The following is a 17,828-nucleotide window of genomic DNA, read 5'->3' as shown; positions in this document are numbered from 1 at the left end:
GGCCGTTCTTGTTTAATCATCCGTGCCGCGACCGCTGAACAATCGGTTGATCATTTCCATGGAGTACCCTCGGTACGCCAGGAAACGCCCTTGCTTAGCACGCTCTCGTGCATCAATGGGCAAATGCCCTGAGAACTTGCGACGCCAAGTGTCCGTCAGCTGCGCTTGCCAATCGATCCCACTTTCGCGCAGCGCGAGTTCGATATCCGGGCGTTGCAAGCCACGCTGCCCGAGCTCCTCGCGAATTCGCAACGGACCGTACCCAGAGCGGGCACGATAAGAGACAAAGCTCTCAAGGTAGCGGGACTCTGATAAAAGACCCTCTTCCGTCAAACGGTCGAGTGCCGAGTCGATCAGCTCATCGGGAGCACCGCGCTGACGTAGTTTACGCGTCAGCTCGACCCGACCATGCTCGCGTCTGGCGAGCAGGTCCATCGCGGTTCGTCGCACCGCGACGAGGGTATCGAGTACGACGGTCATCGAATCAATCAGAGGTCAGCGTCAGCCAGGTCATCAACGGTTTCGCGATTCGCCACTGCCTTGACGTCCGCCACTGGGCTCAGCAGCTTGTCACGCAGTTGCTTCTCGAGGGCTGCGGCAACTTCCGGGTTGTCCGCCAGGAACTTGGCCGAGTTGGCCTTGCCCTGACCGATCTTGGTGCCGTTGTAGGCATACCAGGCGCCGGATTTCTCGACGAAACCGTGCAACACACCCAGGTCGATCATCTCGCCATTGAGGTAGATGCCCTTGCCGTAAAGAATCTGGAATTCAGCCTGACGGAACGGCGAAGCCACCTTGTTCTTCACGACCTTGACGCGGGTTTCGCTGCCGACAACCTCATCACCTTCTTTCACCGCGCCAGTACGACGGATGTCCAGGCGAACCGAGGCGTAGAACTTCAGTGCGTTACCACCGGTGGTGGTTTCCGGGCTACCGAACATCACGCCGATCTTCATACGGATCTGGTTGATGAAGATCACCAGGCAGTTGGCGTTCTTGATGTTACCGGTGATCTTGCGCAACGCCTGGGACATCAGGCGAGCCTGGAGGCCCACGTGCATGTCGCCCATTTCACCTTCGATTTCAGCTTTTGGCACCAGTGCCGCCACGGAGTCGACGATGATCACGTCGACCGCATTGGAACGCACCAGCATGTCGGTGATTTCCAGGGCCTGCTCACCGGTGTCCGGCTGGGAAACCAGCAGGTCATCGACGTTGACACCCAGTTTGCCGGCGTATTCCGGGTCCAGGGCGTGTTCGGCGTCGACGAAGGCGCAGGTCGCGCCGGCTTTTTGAGCCTGGGCGATCACAGACAGGGTCAGTGTGGTTTTACCCGACGATTCAGGACCGTAGATTTCAACGATACGACCTTTCGGCAGGCCGCCAATGCCAAGCGCGATGTCCAGGCCCAGGGAGCCGGTGGAGATGGAAGGAATAGCCTGACGGTCCTGATCGCCCATACGCATTACGGCACCCTTGCCGAATTGACGTTCGATCTGACCCAAGGCCGCAGCCAAGGCTTTCTTCTTGTTGTCGTCCATTAAAGTCCTCACGTAATCAATAAGGCCTGACGGCCAACACCTGTATAAGTAGCCAGTATTATTCCACAGCGATTGAGGATCGCCTACCCCTGATTTGAGATTTCTACAGAGGCATGTTGTAACAGCCCCTCTAGCGCGGCCTTCACCGTTTGTCGGCGGACCTCATCGCGGTTGCCCGGAAAGAATCGTTGCTCGCTGAGCACTGTCTCGCCAATGCCCCAGGCGAGCCACACTGTGCCCACCGGTTTATTCGGCGAACCACCGTCCGGCCCGGCCACACCACTGACCGCCACGGCAAACCGCGCCAGGCTCTGGTGCTGAGCGCCCCGTACCATGGCCTCGACCACCTCGCGGCTGACCGCCCCCACCGTCCCGAACAATTCGGCCGGCACATTCAATTGCTGGGTCTTCTGGCGGTTGGAATAAGTGATGTAGCCAGCCTCGAACCAGGCCGAACTCCCTGGAATGCGCGTGATCGCCTCGGCAATCCCGCCGCCAGTACAGGACTCGGCCGTGGTCACATGGGCATTGAGCAACTGCAGGCGCCTGCCCAGTTCAGCGGCCAGCTCGGTAATGTCGTCCATGAGGCTCTCCTGATTCGTCGCAAGTGGGGCCTACCGTACACGAGCATGCCAAGCTTGCAAGGCTCGACGGATTACCGGCTCAGCGCCCTGACGTAGGCCTGACACGCCTGCAAGGCGATCAATCCGCGATCACCGGCGTCGGTGATGGCGATAATTCGTTGAGCATGCGCCGGGTCAAGTCGGGCGCGTGGGGCGCCATGATCCACGCCGCCGGTGCCGGCGGCGGCAGGCACTGCACAACCGGCGGCAACATCGTCGGCGTCGAGGAGGACTGACAACCGGACATCGGCAGTAGCAAGGCGATCGCGCAGGCGATCCTGGTCACGTTGGGCATCGCTCAAGGCTCGGTAATGGGTGTATTCGCTGGTGGAGAGTTGTTGTTCCAGGGCTTGGCGTTTGTCTTGCTCGGCCTTTTGCTGCATCGCTGCTGCCTGGGTTATCTGATTCAATGTCGCGGCCTGGGATTGCGCCAATTGCGCTAACTGTTGGCCATAACGCCAATCCTGGAGTCGCCACGCGAGCATCGCCGGACCACCTGCCAACACTGCCAGTAAAACGACAATACCCAGGGTGCGAGCAGAGAAAGGCATCAGGTCGAAGACTGGCATAACACCGCCCTCGCCCGCGCCCAGAGTTGCAGGCGATCCTCCAAACCGTTCAAGCCGCCGTTGATGCGTCGGGTGATGCTGTTGAACTGGTCGCGATCAGCCAGTTCGTTCAAGCCGTTCTGCTCCCAGAACCACGCCGCGGATTCAGCGGCCCATTGCGGTTGCTCCAGCAGCTCGGGCAAAGCCAGCAGGCGTTCGTCGCCAAACAAACCCAGGCTGCAACGAAGATAGTTGTCGTGCCCGGTTATCTGAATCAACCCCCGGCCTCGGTACTTCTGACCGTCCCCGTCGGCCTGGGGCGTATTGCCCAGGCGCGCGGCCAACGGTCCCGTGTCGTACTGGCTGAGGTATTGCTCACCGCCGAGCTCGCGCACATAGCGCAATTGCCCCGATTCGTGACCGACCTGCGCCAGAAATGCGGCGACGCGTTTGGGGGTTTCGATACGGTAGCGGGACATGGCGCTGTTAAGCGCGGAAACAAAAACGCCCGCTTGGCTGCGGGCGTTGGGCATGATTTTTATGAGTTGCTGTTGGGTAACGTCCATAGTCAGGTCATCGAAATTCGTTATGGGTGTTGCCCTTTTCGCGAGCAAGCTCGCGTCCATAAGGGGCAGGTGTCAGGCCCTGGCATCCAGGCACGTCGCATCAATCTTGCAGCGATAGCTGGTTGCCCGATCACCAGAGGCGATGACTTTGTCGATCGACCAGCGACCGCGCATGAAGTCCGGCCAGGTGGGGTCCAGCAGCACGATGCCTTCAGCGGACAGCCCCGGGTTGCCCGGGCATTCGATCTTCACCTTGAGTGCTTCGCGCATCATCCGACGCACCTCCCCTTCACCGGCGGCGCGGGCGTCGTTGGCGCTCTGGAAACGCTGGCGAAGGGACTTGAACGGCGCGATGCCGCTCTCCTCCACTCGCAATGTGCCGGTTGCCGCGTCCCACCAACGGGTCTTGCAACCCTGGTATTTCGCCCGGGCGGTTTCATCAAGGACAGCCGAGATAAAAGCCTGGTCGCCCGGACGATTGTTCGTCGTCACCGACAGTTGGATCTGCGGCAGGACTTTGCCAGACAACGACTTCGCCTGACCGCGCCGCGCCAGTACATACAACTCGTTGACCGGCTTGGCGACCGCGTCGTAACGGTGGGCCAGGCGCGTCAGGAAACCCATGTCGGTTTCGTTGGACTGGTCGATGTGTTCGATCTTTATCAGCGACAAGTCCGGCGCCACACGGGGAGAAAAGCCGTGCCTGGAGGTCAATTGACGAAACAGCGCGCCCAAGGTCGTCGGGCCATGGCTGACGGAGCGGCGCTGCTTGAATCCGGTCTGGTCCGCCGCACTGAACGGCGCGGCCATGGCCACCAATGTCAGGCGCAACGGGAACAGCGTCGGCGTGCGCCGGGTAATGACGAACTCGCCCTTATCCACCAGCCCCGACTCCAGGTAGCCGACCCGCAGACCGATTTTACCGCCCAGGCTGGGCAAGCCTTCAAGCCCCTCCAGGCTGATCGTCAGCGCCAGTTGATCGGACTCGATTCCCGCTGCATCGACGTGGGTCCAACTGAGCAAACGTTCGTTGAGCAACGCGGCGTTCGCGCCGTAAATTTCTACCGCGGGGGTGAAACCCAGTGACATGTCGCCTCCTTAATCCCAAGCCGAAACCGGCGCAGTTGCAACGGGCTTGAGGTCTACTTCCGGCAGCACGACCCACACCCCCGCCGGCAGGACCGGCCCCCATTCGGCCAAGGTTGGATTGAGCCGCCAAAGTGCTTCCTCGGTGGCATCGTCACAACGCTCAAGCTCGCGGTACAGCAACAGATTCACCGAATCACCGGCGATGCTTCGAACCCTACGCATTGGCGAACTCCGTCAATTCAATGACCCAGCCGACCACCATCGCGGTGCCGTCATCGATGATCTCGGTCTGGGTTTCCGTGACCTTGTTGATCTGCCACAGGCCCCAGTTGCGACCGATGCCATCCACCAGCGGCAGGGGGATGCGCTGGGCCTGCAATGCCCGCAGCTCATCGAGTCGATCCATAGCGGTCGCATACATCGACTTGCCCGTGATCGTCAGCCCTTGCAGGCCTTGGCCGACCTGGCTGGACTTGGGTTTGCTGGTGAGGATGTCGATGCTCTTCCAGCCGCCATTCGAGGTGTGCACCAGGTTGTGGTAAGCGAAATGCCTGGACAGGCCAAAGATGAAACTGCCGAGTGCCATTTGTTGACGCATCACGTACCTCCGTCGGTCAGGGCCGCATCACTGCGCATGGCCAGTGAGTTGGGCACGGTCGTTAAGCCGAATTGGCCCGAGAGCTGCTGCACGACCAGGTTGGCCAGCTGACTGGCGCTGGCCTGGTCCTGGCCGTTGATGTAGATGTTGGCGGTCATGGTGTTCTGCTGTGTGGTTGTCTGGGTGCTGGCCAGGTCTTTGCTGACCTGGTCTGGAGCAGCGAGCCTGTCGGCGGGGGCGACGAGTTTTTCACCCAGGGAGGCGCCGGCATCACTCCCCAGCCAGCCGCCCAGCAGTCCGCCAACCAGCCCCCCAATGGCAGTGCCGATCACCGGAACGACACTGCCCAAAGCGGCACCGGCCGCAGACCCCGCAGCCGCGCCTGCCCAGCCGCCACCCGCGGCTCCCAGGCCTGCGCCCATCATCTGTTTGTCGCCGGTCAGCACACCCTCGGCCACATCAGCGACGGCGCCGACCACTTTCAATGGGCCGGGCGCGTTGCGCGTCATCGAGCGTAATGAGGCCGTTGGTCCGAGTGGATAACGCCCTGCGGTCCCCCGCGAGCCTCGTGTACTGACGCGTATTTTCGGTCCTCTCGTGGATTCGGGACGCTGGCTGGCATTGCTTGTATCCAGCTTGTCCCCACGAGGATTTTTCCTGAAGTCTTCGGAGATCACCTCACCCAGTCGGCCGGGAAGGTGCGGAGCGGCCTTGCCCAACACCCGCTTGGCCACCTGATTGGACATCTCATCCACTACGGCCTTGAGCAGCATGCCCACCAGCGGTTTGATCGCGGCGGCAACCAATACAATGGCAGCGGTGGCTTTAGGTGAAGACTCAGCCAATTCGCTCATGCCATCCGCCAGCGAACCAAGCGCCTGAATCGAGATGTCCGCGACGGGCGCCAGGGCATTGCCCGTGGTCACTGAGAGCCTGTCAGCGCGTGCATCCAGGACGTTCAACTGACCTTGCCGAGTGTTCGACAGCGCCAACGCGTCCTGCCTCACCGAGCCTCCATTACCCAACTGCGACGTGGCGTACTGAGCTGGGTCGTTCACCTGTCCGAAGGCTTCATTCACATCGGCCAGTTTCTGCGCCATGCGCAGCACCGCTTCGTCACCGGAGCTAAACAACGTGGAGGCCAGCGCCGGGCGCTTCTCGGCAGGTTGCGCGTTCAAAGCCGCAAGCACCGACATCACTGTGCCAGGCGCCGTGTCTTTGCCGCGCAGGCCGCTCGCCACCGCGTTCGGCTCCAGTCCCAACTGCTTCCAGGCCGCTTGCTCAGTGGCGGAGGCTTGATCACCCTTGCCCATGGCAGTCGTGAAAGTATTGAGCGCTACGCTGGCTTCAGTTTGTTGCGAACCGGTATTGAGCAATGCCGCTGTCAACGCGGCGGCTTGCGCAGGGGCCAGCCCCGCCGCCGTCGCCGCCGCACCGTCACGCTGCAAGACGGCGCCGATGTCACCCGCTTTCGCGCCACCGGGGATCTTGCCCAGATGGCTGGAGGCATCCGCCAGGTCAAAGGCTTGAGCGCCGCTGAGCTTCATGGAGGTGCGCCAGCCGACCATCATTTCGGCGACCTCCATGGCCGGCAGCCTGAATGCCGAGGCAGCGACGCCAGCATCACTGGCGAAGCGCAGCAACTCGAACTGTCGGTCTGAAGCGTTGGGCAGATCGCTCCCGATTCCCGCCCTGGCCGCCATACTTTCGATCCTCACCAGATCGACCGCTTTGGTCCCACCGGCTGCCACTAGCGGAGCGATGGCGATCTGCTGAGTTGGCTCAGCCATTTCTGCGATCTGACGAGGGCTAAATCGGCCCGCCTGCTTCAGATCGGCCATGGCCAAATCCATCGCTATCGCCGGCTTCAGCAGCTCCGGCGGTTCGATACCGCCACCTGATCGACCCTTCGGATCCTTGGCCGTCTCAGCCTTGGCTGCGGCCCCCATCGTCCGTTGCGCCGAAAGCTTCAAGGTCAATGACTCGACAGCCGTCGTCAGCAGACCGAGCTTGAGTCCGAGGTTCTCCAGCGCCAGACCGAGGCCAGACAGCTGTTCCCTGGCGGACGCACCTGTGCCTTGCGCTGAAACACCACTCGCGAGGCTGGTATTACCAAACGCCAACCCACTCTCATTGAAGGCTGCGTATTTGAGCGAATATCTATCGTCCGCCATCCCGCTCTACTCCTGTTTCACGCCAAGGCGAGTGATCGCGATGTCGTAACGGCGCAAGGCCTTGCCGGCGTCCCACTCCAGAATTTCCGCTTCACTTACCGGGTAAATGAGCGGCACCACATCGAGGATCACTTCGATGTCGCGCTCCGAAAGAAGTCCGCCGGTTTGTTTAAAAAATCGTCGATGCGTACCTGCAGTTGCGTCCAGTCGGGCACGGTCAGCAGGTCCAGGTCGGGAAGCATCAGGCCGGTGCAATGAGCCGTGATGAACTCGGCGCGTTCCTTGGCCGTCTTCAGTTTTTTCATCGCTTTGGTGGCGCGCAGTATCGGCATCTCCAGGCTCAGCGACGTCACGCTGCGACCCGCTGCGTTGAGCGGTTGCAGCAGTTGCACCTGGTCGGGGTCGGCGGGTGCGCCGTCCACCTGTTCCAGGAAGTGGGACGTCAGACGGGTCGACATTTCATGCACGTATTGCGCAATGCTCACGTAGTCCGGGCGTTTGAGCTGGTCGAGTTCCTTGACCGACAGGCCGGTGGCCAATTTGGCCAGCTCGAAGAACTGATCGTCTTCGTCATCGCCGGCACGGGCCAGGGCGTCTTTCTGCGCGGCGTAGTACAGCGGCTTGAGTTGGAGTTGCTTGATCTGCGTTTCGTCGTCACCGGTGATCGGCGACAGCAAGACGTGAACGGGAGGCGTCCAGGACATGGAATCAGTTCCTTGGTGAATACTGGGGAGGCGCAACACGGGGCAGTTATCGCAAATCTCTGGCTGGGCGGATTCCCCTGTGGGAGCGGGCTTGCTCGCGAAAGCGGTGGGTCAGGCAACATTAATGTTGGATGTGCTGACGCATTCGCGAGCAAGCCCGCTCCCACAGGGACTGCGTTTAACTGACTGGCATTGCGAATGCTGCAGTGATTAGGGCAACAACACCGCACGGCGAGCATCGCCGAGAATATCGACGCCGTTGAGCACGAACTTCTGGGTGCGTACGTCGATGTCGATCACCGGAATGCCGTTTTCGAGACGGCTGTAGGTGCGGCAGGAGAGGTCCAACGTGGTGGTCGATTTATCACCCATTTTCAGCGGCGCTTCGGTCAAGGATTTCAACTTCCCGCCGACGGTGTGGTAGGTGAACCAGGTATTGCCATCCTGATCCTGACCGGCCTCGCGCACGTTCAGCAGAATGTCGTCGCCCACGCCCACCCCTAGGGCCAGCATGATTTCCGGTCCCACGCCTTGTAGCACCAACGTGGCCCCAAGCACGTTGCCACTCTTGGCCATTTCCTCGCCAATAAAGCGCCCGCCGGTCATCGTCTCCATGGCGAACTCGATCTTCGGTGGGGTGAAGCTTTCCACGGTCGCCGACAACGGCAGGCCTTGCAGGGTGGCCGCGATGGCCTGTCTTACGCGGTTGGTAAACATTAGAGAACGTCCTCCAGGAACTGCTCGATGATTTCATCGCGGGCGTTGAGTTGATAAATCATGTGTTCGTTCGGCGCGTAGCGGCCGTAGTCGATGACCACGTACCAGGTGCCGTTCTTGTACTTCTCGACGCTGTTCAATTCCGGGTGCAGGTACACGCTGCCGCCCGGGATGGTTTCGTCGGCGACCAGGGTTTGCAGCCAGTCGTTGATGCGCTTGACCTCTTGGTCCATGAACGACTTGGTCAAGTTCTTGGCCATGGCTTTCTGGCCGGCCTTGACCAGCTTGCGGCTGATGGCATCTTCCAGGCCAACGTAGCTGATGAACTTGCCGGTGATGGAGCGGTTACCCAGCAGCGAGAAGCCACCGAGGATGGTCCGGGCGTAGTAGCTGACGCCGTAGCGGTTGAGCAGATCGCCTTCGGTGGAGGTGTCGAGGATGTTGTATTCCACGGTGCGCGAGACGTCTTCGGCGTAGGTGACCTGGTTGCCCGGGCTCTCCCATTGCTTGACCTTGGCGAGCGCGGCGATGGCCAGGCTCGACGGCGCCAGGAAGACGTTTTTCTTCGCGGCCTTGGAGTACACCGCTGGCATGTTGTGTACCACCAGGCAGCGGTCGAAACCGAGGTCCGCGCCGCCCAGTTCCTGGCTGTAGGTCACTTGGTCGGCGACCGAGGCGTCCTTGCCATCGAGCACCACCCGCGCCTTGATGCGTTTGCCGAACGAGGCGAACTCGCCGGCCACGGCCTTGGTGCCGGTGAAGCCTGGCGCGCCGATGATGGTCAGGTCTTCAGCGACCCCACTCAACGCGGCCAAGCCCAACTTGCGACCGGTCTGCGCCTCGATGCCGCCGATGACGTTGTTCTGGGTATCAGCCGGTGTGGCGCCCTCTTCGACGATGACCACATAGACCGGCACCTTGACCACTTTGAGGATCTGGAACACCGCCTGGAACAAGGTCCCCGCCTCGGCACCGGTCGGATCCAACTGGGCCTGGGTGGTGAAGCTGTTGATGCGGAACGGCGTGTTCTTGGGAATCAGCGGATTGGCATTCGGCGCGGTGCCGACCAGCCCGATGACGTTGTCACCCAGGCCACCCATGGCCTCGGGAGATTCAGTGGCATTGACGGTAATGCCGTTGTGCTCGAAGTTCAAAACCTCAGCCATGGTTATTCAGCCTTCTTGGCAGCGGCTTTTTTGGCCGCGGTGGATGTAGAGACCGATTCACCGGCCTCGGTTTTTTTCAGTTCCAGGCGACCGGCGCTGCGCAAGGCGTTGGCCTCGACGTCGAGCAGGTCGAGTTCCTGGCCGGTGGTCGACCAATGACCGCCGCCGGTGGGGAATGGGAGGAGTACGGTGTAGGTTTGGCGTGGTGCCATTTTTGGGTTCTCCAGATGCGAAAAAGCCCCTTGAGAAGGGGCTGTTGGGTGTTGGACGGATAAGAAAACGCCCCGTCGGTGCGGGGCGTTTATTGGGGCTGTTTAAGCAGCCAAGACGGTGTTATCGGACGGTGATCGACCAGCGGGAAATCTTTCCCCTCCGGCCAGTTGCGTAGCGTTCGTCGATACGTTTGAAGCTCCGAGTATTGTTCGACAGGAAGAGTGGTCTCTCGCCCCTCCTCCAACTCGTCGCGATGCCGGGCAACCATGCCATCGGTCACAACAAGCTGGCCGTCACGCCATACACGCTCAATCGCTGCTAAAGACTCAGGCGACTGTTCAGGTGGATCGATAAGTATTGGATAACCATCCTCGCCACTTGAAATCCGCTTCCCCATGGACTGTCCCTCAAGAAGCTCCATATGTCGCTCTTGGGTTATTTCGACTACATCTTCGGGAATCTGCGCAGCAGAGTGAATGGAGTCATCGTAGAAACCACCCGTTGTCTTGCTTGAAAAAAGAGTCATTTCCTCACCTTATGTTCACAGTCCCAGCATCCAGGACTGATGAAGTAGTTTTATTTTGGTAGAAGTTCCTTGTCTTGAAAGTCAGTAACCGATGGCAAACAGGAAGATGGCATCTCCCCCAGTCGCCAACTGACTCGCGATGGTGGCTGATACTTTAGGCGTTCCAGAAGGATGAGCACCACATGCGTACATGCTGGCACCAGAAGCCGTGGCGTCGTTACTGGCAAACACACGAAAAACTGCATTTGGAAATGCTATTGGGTAAGTCCATGTTCCGAATCCGTTTGTGTTCCCGGCAGTGCCCCACTGAATGATCAAACCGCTCGGGAGTCTCTGATAGCCATTGGCAACGAGACCAGCACCAAACTGGCCGCTGTGTTTGTTAAGGTGAGAACCACCTACCATTCGCCAGCCTGATCCGACGTTCACAAGAGTGACTGAATCAAGCGCGTCAATTAAAAATGAGGTGATGGTTGACCCCGTTGCACCTACATTCGGACCTATGATGTCGGACCCTGCCGCCGCAATAGTGGTCTCAGCCACACCGGCAGAAAAATGGATCGTCGCGCCGGTAGGCAGCCCACTGATGGGTGGCAACGTAACAGTTTTACCAAGAAGTCCAACGGACCCTACCAGTAAGAAGCCACAATGCGCAGCCGTTAGGCTGATCGTATCGGTAATAGCTATAGCGGCACTAAGATTACCCAGAGCTCGTTGCACAAACAGGTTTGTAGCTAGCTTGTTCGTGTTATCAAACTGAGCCCCCGTTTGAGCTGTAGGCATTCCTTGGAAAGCTGGGGAATTAATCGGCGCAAACCCTTGAGTGACGTTCTGAAAACTCAGCCCCGTAGTACCCAGCACGATCACACCATCTGTCACCAACTGCCAGATCGTATTGGCAAGCGTCGTCCCTTCCTCAACCGAGACAATCAGCCCCGAGGTGACTTCGACACTTGCGTCGGCATCCTTTGCTCGTATCCAAGCGCTGTTTGTGGCGACATAAATACCGTTGTCCTTCGCCAACGTCTGGGACTTAACGAGAACTCGATCTCCCGCGACCACAGCAATACCATCAATCGTCTGCGCGCCACTCAGGGCAATGTTGGCCGTCGTCGCCACCCGCACAGATTGCTTTCCATCGAGCTTGGCAAGCTCATCAGCCACATAACTCGCCACCCAAGCCCGCGTCGCCTTGACCACAGTGTCGTCAATCAGCAACGTCACCGACTCAGCATTACTGGTCTCGAAAATCGACCGGATATAAAACTCTTTCCCCGAACCGGAAGTCGCCAACACCGGTTTGAACGACTCCGGATATTTAACAATTGCGTACAGGATCCCGGTATCGGTCCAGATCCCGGCCTCGCGCACATACCAGCCGCCCACTTCCGGCGGGATGGTCACTTCGGCCAGTAACCAGCTCGAGTTTTTCTCATCCTGGAACAGCGCATTGAGCGGCCCGCGCCACACTTCGCGTTTCAGCGCCGTGGCGGTGGCCGCGGGGTTGTAGACCGCGCCGCCGCCGTCACCGACGGAAATCTGCGACAGCTTGATGGGTGTGCCCGCCGCCTTGCAGGCGGTTTCGTAGGCGATCCCCGCATCGGTGAGCAGGGTGTAGTAGTCGGCCATTTAGGACCCCTGTGGATAAATAGTGGAGGTTTCGACGCTGTAGAGCCCGGCGGCCATGAAGGCCTGGCCCGAGGCTTCGAGCCCGTCGATGACAATCGGATAAACCGTGGTCAGCTCGCCGCACAGCGTGGCGGCGCCGATGACGTGACGGCCGAAGGCACTCAAGCCGACCGAAACCGTCAAGGTGTCGCGCTCGCTTTTGGCATCGGCCAGCCGACGATCAAGGCGGGCGTCGATGGCTTCGCTATAGGGTTGTTCGGTAAAAGCCCTGACGGAAAAACTGTAGGGCGGGCCGGGTGGCGTTTGCTCATACCAGGCGCGCACCTCGGGCATGAGCTGCAAGCCCTTGGCGGCATTTTCCAGCGCCTTTCGTGTCCCGGCTTGCCGAGCGGTGGGCCAGGCGAGTTCCACCGTCAGACGCTTTTCAGTCTCGCCCGCCGCGGAGCTCCACTCACTGACCCCGCGATCCGCCGCGAGGTACGGCAGAAAGGCCTGGGGCGTCGAGAGCGGATTCATCAGCTCGGGAAACGGCGGATCGATGCGTTCAAGCAAGCGGGCGAAACCCAGGTCAAGCGCCCTTTCCAGCGGTGAACTGTTGGCCGGCAGCAAACTCGGGCGCGGTGTGTCGTCACTCATAACGTGTCCACCTCGACCTCGACGCCCGTGCAGTACGGGGCTTGGAAAGCCGTCGTCACAATCGGCGCCAGCGGTTCGAGAATCTGCAGTTGAACTGCGCCCGCGCTGTGCAACGTGTAGTCGATCCAGCTCGGGTCCACCCGACCTTCCAGGCGGTGACAGGCCTCGGCGTACGCCTGTAATTGCTGCTCTGCGGCAACTTGGGTCAAACCCGAATCCGGACCGGCATTGATCTTCGCCACGACACGGATTTTGTAGGGTTTGATTTGCGCGGCCTGCACGATGACCAGGTCGGTTTCCGGTCGCACATCAGGCCGGGAGAAGTGCTGGCGAACACCGTTCAGCAGCGCTTCGGACGGTGTGCCGTCGCCCTCGCGGGAAAGCACCGTGACCGTGACTTCGCCCGGTGCGGTCCGGCGTCCGTTGCCGTCCTTGACTTGCGCGGCGAGACCGTCCGGATCGAAGGTGTAGGTCACGTTCACGACACCGCCAGCGGCACTTTCCACCTTCACCGCAGGCCGTTCGCCGAGGGTGAAGATCTCCCGCCGATACTGCATGCGCGAGCCCGCCGCCGGAGCATGGGGCGCAAGGTAGTAGCGCAAGCGGGCATCATCGTCACTCTCGTAGACCGGAGCGATGGGCGGGAAAGCCGCCGGATCGCCCGGATCGAGCAACTGACGTTCGAGCCCCATGTCCGCCAGGCGAGCATCAAGGTTGGTCCCGGTGGCCCACCACGCCAGCATCTGCTTGATGCGAGCGTTGTATTTGCGTTCATGGGTTTGCAGCCGTACGCAGAACGCCTCAAGGGCCAGGGTCAGCAGTTCGCTTTCGTTCTCGAGGCTGTCCACCAGCTTGGCCGCACTCCCGGGAGAGCGGGCGCCGACGTACTCGATAACGAAAGTCTTGAACTCTGCGAGCAGGTCCTCGAACGCGTCGACGGTGACGATGGCCGGTTCGGCCAACTGGTTCTGGCCGGGTATCAACATGCTCATGTCACCACCTCGAAGGTTTGCTTACGGTTTTTCCAGGTGCCGGCGAAGCGCAACAGCAAGCCGGCGCCGTGTCGGCTGGCGACAATGACCTGTGGCTCGAAATCACTGATGCCGTTTTGTGGGTTGTAGAACGCTTGAGCGGCGTGGCTTTGGGCAAGGATCAGCAAGTCGTCGCCGAGGTTCTGCCCGAGTAGCTGGGTGAGTGCGCAGCCATATAGAGGACGCTTCTGACGAGTGCCTAAAGGCGTGGTCAACGCCCGGGTGGCGCGCTGCACGAACTGCAGCCAGTCGTCGACCGTGGCGCCGGTATTTCGATCGATTCCAATCATGAGGAAATCTCTTATGCGGTACTGATGACGCGACCCTGGTGATCCACCACCGGGCCGCTCAGGTGCACACCGGAAGCATCGAGCCGCAGGCCGACGGCGCCAACTTGCAATTCGATGGCCTCGGCTGTCATCGCCAACCGCGACGGGCCGAAGTTCAGTTGCAGGGCTTCACGGGAACCGGTGAACGCCGCCGGACCGTTTTTCCAATACAGGACATGACTGGCGTGGTCGTAGCCGTTTTCCGAACCGTCCTGATAGAGGCGACGCGTCAGCGAGGCCTGTGTCGAGACGGGCGGGAACTGACCGCCGTTGAGGCCGAACAACGCCACCGACTGCCCACCGCCCTCGCCGCCGCCATGGTTCAGCAATAGGCACTGCTCGCCCACGGAGGGAATCCGCGACTCGCTCTGGGCGCCGGCACTGGGATTGAAAAAGCGGATCGCTGGGGTGAGCAGCCCACCGTGGCTGACCTTGCAGGTGTTGCTGGCGGCATCGACCTCCTGACAAACGCCGATGCGACAGAAACTGTCGGCACGCCGATGCAGGTCTTCCAGCTCGGTCTCCATCTCGGCCAGACGCTCGATGATCGGCCCCAGATGCAGACTCAAAAGCGCATCGAACATGGGTCAGGCCTCGAGTGTTGTGTATTGATCCGGGTCGTCGATGTCCGACACTTCCCAGGTACGGGCAAATTTCGGGATGCCCAGCGGGTCCTCCAGCAGCGTTGGGCCGAGGTACAGGGTTTGGTTGAAGGAAAGGGTCCAGGCGCTGTACACCCGGGCTTCGTGGATGAACGTGGATGCGATGCCATCGATTTCCGAGGGCAGATCGCATTGATCGCCCGACAGGCCCCAGCGGTTATCCACGACCAGGTGCTTCAATTCACCGGCCAGATCGCAGGCCTCCCATCCTGGAACGGCCATGACCACTTGCAAGGAAACCGTCAGGACATGGGCGATACGCCCGTCATTGGCGCGGTTGCCGGACGCATCACGCTCAATGGCAATCAGCACCCAGGGTTGGTCGTCGGTGCCATCGAAATCCTGGGGACTGCCGACTTTCAAGGTGGGGTGAGTGGCGCGCAGCATCTGGGCAATGGCGGCGAACAGCTGCGACGGTTTTTCGATGAGGACGGGCATTGATCGCCTCCTTTTGTATGGATCAACGATGTCGATTCACGGCTGATCGGGCGGAAGGTCTCGCGGTGGCACCTCGCAAACGCCGATCCGCTTGGCGACCCAGCGTTCGTATAGACCGATGGCCACATCGGCACCGGCCATGGCAGTCAGGCAACCCAGGGCGCAGGCGCTCCAGATCGACATGCCGAGGGCGTACAACAGCATGGTTGCCGAAACCCCGCAGACCACGCAGGCGCCGGAGCGCAGAACCACGCGGCGCAGCAACGGCCAGCCACGAGCGCCCTCCTTGTCGGCGCGCCACATCTCGCCGGACACCCCGCCCACCAGGGCGAGCACGATGACCAGCCAGATCGGCATGTCCAGCAACGCTTGTTGCTCGTTTGTCATGTCTCGTTTCCTGGGGTGATTAAGATTGGGCGGGGAAGTTGTTTGAAGTTGAAAGAGAGGTGGGGCGTTGCAACCCATTAAGTCACTAGAAACGCCGTTCAAACGTTTGTCAGGCCATTGAAGGCTGACATCACTTTGGCGCAGCGCAGGTCACGCCTTTGTAAGTCATGGTGTAGGTGTAGTGCTTGTCCCAAGGCAGCGGTAGCGCACTGGGTGCTGCCCATTCCGCGTAGTTACCCGACATCGAACCTGCGACAACGAACTTACCCATGGCAATGGTCGCGAGATTGTTGGCGCTCCCTGCACCCGGCATTGGCACACTCCCGTTCCATTGGAGATCGTCCCCGTTCTGGAACCATGCGCCCTTCCAGCCGGCCTGGGAGCTCGAGTACCAGGTATTGTCTTCTTTGAAACAGATCGTTTGGTTGGCATAAAAACCGCCGCCCGGAACATGGTAGGAAGCGAATTGCCAGGAACCGACAGGTGAGGTTTCGGCAATGGCTTGGATGGCTTGGGTAGCCAGGACGGCTGCGATCAACACGCTGAACAATTTTTTCATTAGTTTACTTCCCTTTAAATGAGTGGATTTTTTGAGAACGTCGATACACGTTTTTATCTGAACACCTCCTTAGCCTTCACAAGCGAGCGCATGGAAATCTCCTTACTAATTTGAAGTGCCTCACGACAGAGGCATTCCAAAAAGCCCGGTTGCCCAGGCTTTTCAGTAATGCGCTTGATCTTTCGGCGCGACTGGCGCGGTACGGATCCATTCAAATTGTTTTTCCGACCGCGGTCCCTGCCCGCCGGATAACTGCTTCTGGTGCTTTACGCTGCACACCCGGGTCAGTTGCCAACCCTCTGAACCGTTAAGGCCGGTTCATCGCTGCCTGTTGGTGGAACTAAAGAGCTTTGTTGCCAGCCGCTTTGTCGAGCGGCTTGGACACAGAATATGCATGGATGCATACACAGTCAATGCGCAAATGCATTTATTTATGCGCGACTAATGCATCAGCGCATCACCACTCAATGGATACGGGGGTTAGGCGATTTTCAGGGGCGAAAAAAAACCCGCACGGTGGCGGGTTTTATCTGACAGCGAAGGGGTTAACGGGCGTACATGCCCCACCAGAAGACGTGGCCGAGGATGACGATTTGCTCATCCTGCATTTCCTGGAAGGTGTAGTCCTCATCCGGATGCTCATCGCGGTTGAAACTGCGCAGTCGAATGCCGGTAGGCAAGCGGTAAAGCTGCTTCACCCGCAGTTGGCCGTTGTGGTTGATGGCGTAGAGGTCACCGTCGACGATGTCGCCGATCCCACACTTGCCCGCATTCACTCCGACCGTGGCACCGTCGCGCAGCACCGGCAACATGCTGTTGCCGCGTACCGTCACGCATTTGGCCTGGTCGAACTGCACGCCGTTATGCCGCAGGCTGCGCTTGCCAAAGCGCAGGCTTGAGCGCTCGCTTTCCTCGATGACGAATCTTCCTGATCCAGCAGCCAATTCAACCTCACGCAGAAAAGGGACCGACACCTCGTCTTCCTCGACGGGCGTTTCGTCATCCCACAGGCTTATGTCCTTGAGTTCGGAATGCGACTCGACGCGGCGGCTATTGCCAGCGAGCGCAACGTCCGCGCGCCCGCGCAACTGGTCGGTGCTCACGGCGAAGTACTCGGCGATCTTCGAGATGTGTTTATCCGAAGGATCGACGATCTTGCCGCTGAGAATCCGCGAGAGGGTGGACTGAGGCACGCCAGTGCGCCGGTGAAGCTCCGTGGGGGAGATCCCGTGCTGATCGAGCAATGCTCTTAATACGGATGAAACGTTGCGTTTTTGCATAACGCGCATAGTGCTTGTTCTTTTCGCAGAAGACAAATGCTGTTTTGCATAATCATGCATATCGATGAAGAAACCACTCACTCAAGGTCGGCCCGATCCACCGTGGCGAGGGAGCTTGCTCCCGCTGGGCTGCGCAGCAGCCCCAAAAAACCTCCAATCACTGAGCATTCGGCGAATTGAGCTCAGTCCTTTTGGGCGCGCTCCGCACGCCAGCGGGAGCAAGCTCCCTCGCCACAGGTTCAATTCAATCCTTGAATTGGGGAATTTCCCCTACAACTTCTTGGGAAATCCCTCGATCCGCTTCCTTCAAATGTGCGACACCAGGCTACATCGCCTTGCGCCTCTGCCTACGACTACGCCAGAATCCGCCGGCTTGTCCACCTTGGATCCCATCGGTACTTTGATTCTCGTC

At 59.9% G+C, this 17,828-nt stretch carries 24 protein-coding genes; all 24 read right to left on the bottom strand.

From position 1 onward, the window contains the following. Positions 1 to 12: 12 nt before the first annotated feature. Entirely contained in the window at positions 13 to 480 is a 468-nt protein-coding gene (gene recX, locus CD58_RS06100; protein ID WP_025212162.1) for a recombination regulator RecX, read from the bottom strand. Positions 481 to 488: 8 nt separating this feature from the next. Next, entirely contained in the window at positions 489 to 1,541 is a 1,053-nt protein-coding gene (gene recA, locus CD58_RS06095; protein ID WP_003184807.1) for a recombinase RecA, read from the bottom strand. Between the two features lie 83 nt (positions 1,542 to 1,624). After that, positions 1,625 to 2,125, bottom strand: coding sequence for a CinA family protein (locus tag CD58_RS06090; RefSeq protein ID WP_025212161.1), 501 nt, complete (start codon positions 2,123 to 2,125; stop codon positions 1,625 to 1,627). 71 nt (positions 2,126 to 2,196) lie between these two features. Beyond that, entirely contained in the window at positions 2,197 to 2,733 is a 537-nt protein-coding gene (locus CD58_RS06085) for a lysis system i-spanin subunit Rz (protein ID WP_038436476.1), read from the bottom strand. Continuing rightward, positions 2,715 to 3,278, bottom strand: coding sequence for a glycoside hydrolase family 19 protein (locus CD58_RS06080; protein ID WP_025212159.1), 564 nt, complete (start codon positions 3,276 to 3,278; stop codon positions 2,715 to 2,717). Before CD58_RS06080 ends, CD58_RS06085 begins: the two co-directional genes overlap by 19 nt. A 72-nt stretch (positions 3,279 to 3,350) precedes the next feature. Beyond that, positions 3,351 to 4,367 (bottom strand): contractile injection system protein, VgrG/Pvc8 family, encoded by a 1,017-nt coding sequence (locus CD58_RS06075; RefSeq protein ID WP_025212158.1) that lies wholly within the window; start codon positions 4,365 to 4,367, stop codon positions 3,351 to 3,353. 9 nt (positions 4,368 to 4,376) lie between these two features. Further along, complete coding sequence (locus CD58_RS06070; protein ID WP_025212157.1) at positions 4,377 to 4,589, bottom strand: tail protein X; 213 nt, start codon at positions 4,587 to 4,589, stop codon at positions 4,377 to 4,379. After that, positions 4,582 to 4,965, bottom strand: a complete 384-nt coding sequence (locus tag CD58_RS06065) for a phage tail protein (protein WP_025212156.1) — start codon at positions 4,963 to 4,965, stop codon at positions 4,582 to 4,584. Before CD58_RS06065 ends, CD58_RS06070 begins: the two co-directional genes overlap by 8 nt. Further along, positions 4,965 to 7,139, bottom strand: a complete 2,175-nt coding sequence (locus CD58_RS06060; protein ID WP_025212155.1) for a phage tail tape measure protein — start codon at positions 7,137 to 7,139, stop codon at positions 4,965 to 4,967. Before CD58_RS06060 ends, CD58_RS06065 begins: the two co-directional genes overlap by 1 nt. 6 nt (positions 7,140 to 7,145) lie before the next feature. Then, positions 7,146 to 7,271: a hypothetical protein gene (locus CD58_RS31590; RefSeq protein WP_038436473.1), complete on the bottom strand. Its 126-nt coding sequence runs from the start codon at positions 7,269 to 7,271 to the stop codon at positions 7,146 to 7,148. Next, positions 7,268 to 7,843: a phage tail assembly protein gene (locus CD58_RS06050; protein WP_025212154.1), complete on the bottom strand. Its 576-nt coding sequence runs from the start codon at positions 7,841 to 7,843 to the stop codon at positions 7,268 to 7,270. Before CD58_RS06050 ends, CD58_RS31590 begins: the two co-directional genes overlap by 4 nt. Before the next feature lie 210 nt (positions 7,844 to 8,053). Then, positions 8,054 to 8,560: a phage major tail tube protein gene (locus tag CD58_RS06045; protein ID WP_025212153.1), complete on the bottom strand. Its 507-nt coding sequence runs from the start codon at positions 8,558 to 8,560 to the stop codon at positions 8,054 to 8,056. Beyond that, a complete protein-coding gene (locus tag CD58_RS06040) occupies positions 8,560 to 9,726 on the bottom strand; it encodes a tail protein (protein WP_025212152.1) in 1,167 nt (388 codons plus the stop codon). The genes CD58_RS06045 and CD58_RS06040 overlap by 1 nt, the downstream gene beginning before the upstream one ends. 2 nt (positions 9,727 to 9,728) lie before the next feature. Beyond that, on the bottom strand, positions 9,729 to 9,938 hold the full coding sequence (locus CD58_RS06035) for a hypothetical protein (protein WP_025212151.1): 210 nt from the start codon (positions 9,936 to 9,938) through the stop codon (positions 9,729 to 9,731). An 89-nt stretch (positions 9,939 to 10,027) separates the two neighbouring features. Continuing rightward, on the bottom strand, positions 10,028 to 10,465 hold the full coding sequence (locus tag CD58_RS06030; RefSeq protein WP_025212150.1) for a hypothetical protein: 438 nt from the start codon (positions 10,463 to 10,465) through the stop codon (positions 10,028 to 10,030). An 81-nt stretch (positions 10,466 to 10,546) separates the two neighbouring features. Continuing rightward, the gene (locus tag CD58_RS06025; protein ID WP_025212149.1) at positions 10,547 to 12,094 is read right to left on the bottom strand and encodes a phage tail protein; all 1,548 of its coding nucleotides are present in this window, start codon (positions 12,092 to 12,094) and stop codon (positions 10,547 to 10,549) included. Beyond that, positions 12,095 to 12,730 (bottom strand): phage tail protein I, encoded by a 636-nt coding sequence (locus CD58_RS06020; RefSeq protein ID WP_025212148.1) that lies wholly within the window; start codon positions 12,728 to 12,730, stop codon positions 12,095 to 12,097. Beyond that, the gene (locus CD58_RS06015) at positions 12,727 to 13,722 is read right to left on the bottom strand and encodes a baseplate J/gp47 family protein (RefSeq protein ID WP_025212147.1); all 996 of its coding nucleotides are present in this window, start codon (positions 13,720 to 13,722) and stop codon (positions 12,727 to 12,729) included. The genes CD58_RS06020 and CD58_RS06015 overlap by 4 nt, the downstream gene beginning before the upstream one ends. After that, entirely contained in the window at positions 13,719 to 14,051 is a 333-nt protein-coding gene (locus CD58_RS06010; protein WP_025212146.1) for a phage baseplate protein, read from the bottom strand. The genes CD58_RS06015 and CD58_RS06010 overlap by 4 nt, the downstream gene beginning before the upstream one ends. Positions 14,052 to 14,062: 11 nt before the next feature. Further along, on the bottom strand, positions 14,063 to 14,674 hold the full coding sequence (locus CD58_RS06005; protein WP_025212145.1) for a phage baseplate assembly protein V: 612 nt from the start codon (positions 14,672 to 14,674) through the stop codon (positions 14,063 to 14,065). Positions 14,675 to 14,677: 3 nt separating this feature from the next. Further along, the gene (locus CD58_RS06000) at positions 14,678 to 15,190 is read right to left on the bottom strand and encodes a hypothetical protein (RefSeq protein ID WP_025212144.1); all 513 of its coding nucleotides are present in this window, start codon (positions 15,188 to 15,190) and stop codon (positions 14,678 to 14,680) included. A 36-nt stretch (positions 15,191 to 15,226) separates the two neighbouring features. Then, positions 15,227 to 15,577, bottom strand: a complete 351-nt coding sequence (locus tag CD58_RS05995; RefSeq protein WP_025212143.1) for a phage holin family protein — start codon at positions 15,575 to 15,577, stop codon at positions 15,227 to 15,229. Positions 15,578 to 15,707: 130 nt separating this feature from the next. Then, positions 15,708 to 16,136 carry a hypothetical protein gene (locus tag CD58_RS05990; protein WP_025212142.1) on the bottom strand — a complete coding sequence of 143 codons (429 nt, stop codon included), beginning with the start codon at positions 16,134 to 16,136 and terminating at the stop codon, positions 15,708 to 15,710. A gap of 545 nt (positions 16,137 to 16,681) precedes the next feature. Then, complete coding sequence (locus CD58_RS05985; RefSeq protein WP_025212141.1) at positions 16,682 to 17,416, bottom strand: LexA family transcriptional regulator; 735 nt, start codon at positions 17,414 to 17,416, stop codon at positions 16,682 to 16,684. Positions 17,417 to 17,828: the final 412 nt, after the last annotated feature.

The organism is Pseudomonas brassicacearum (assembly GCF_000585995.1).
Lineage (GTDB): Bacteria > Pseudomonadota > Gammaproteobacteria > Pseudomonadales > Pseudomonadaceae > Aquipseudomonas > Aquipseudomonas brassicacearum_A.
The sequence above is the reverse complement of the archived record's forward strand: the minus strand, read 5'-3'. Positions and strand labels throughout refer to the sequence as shown.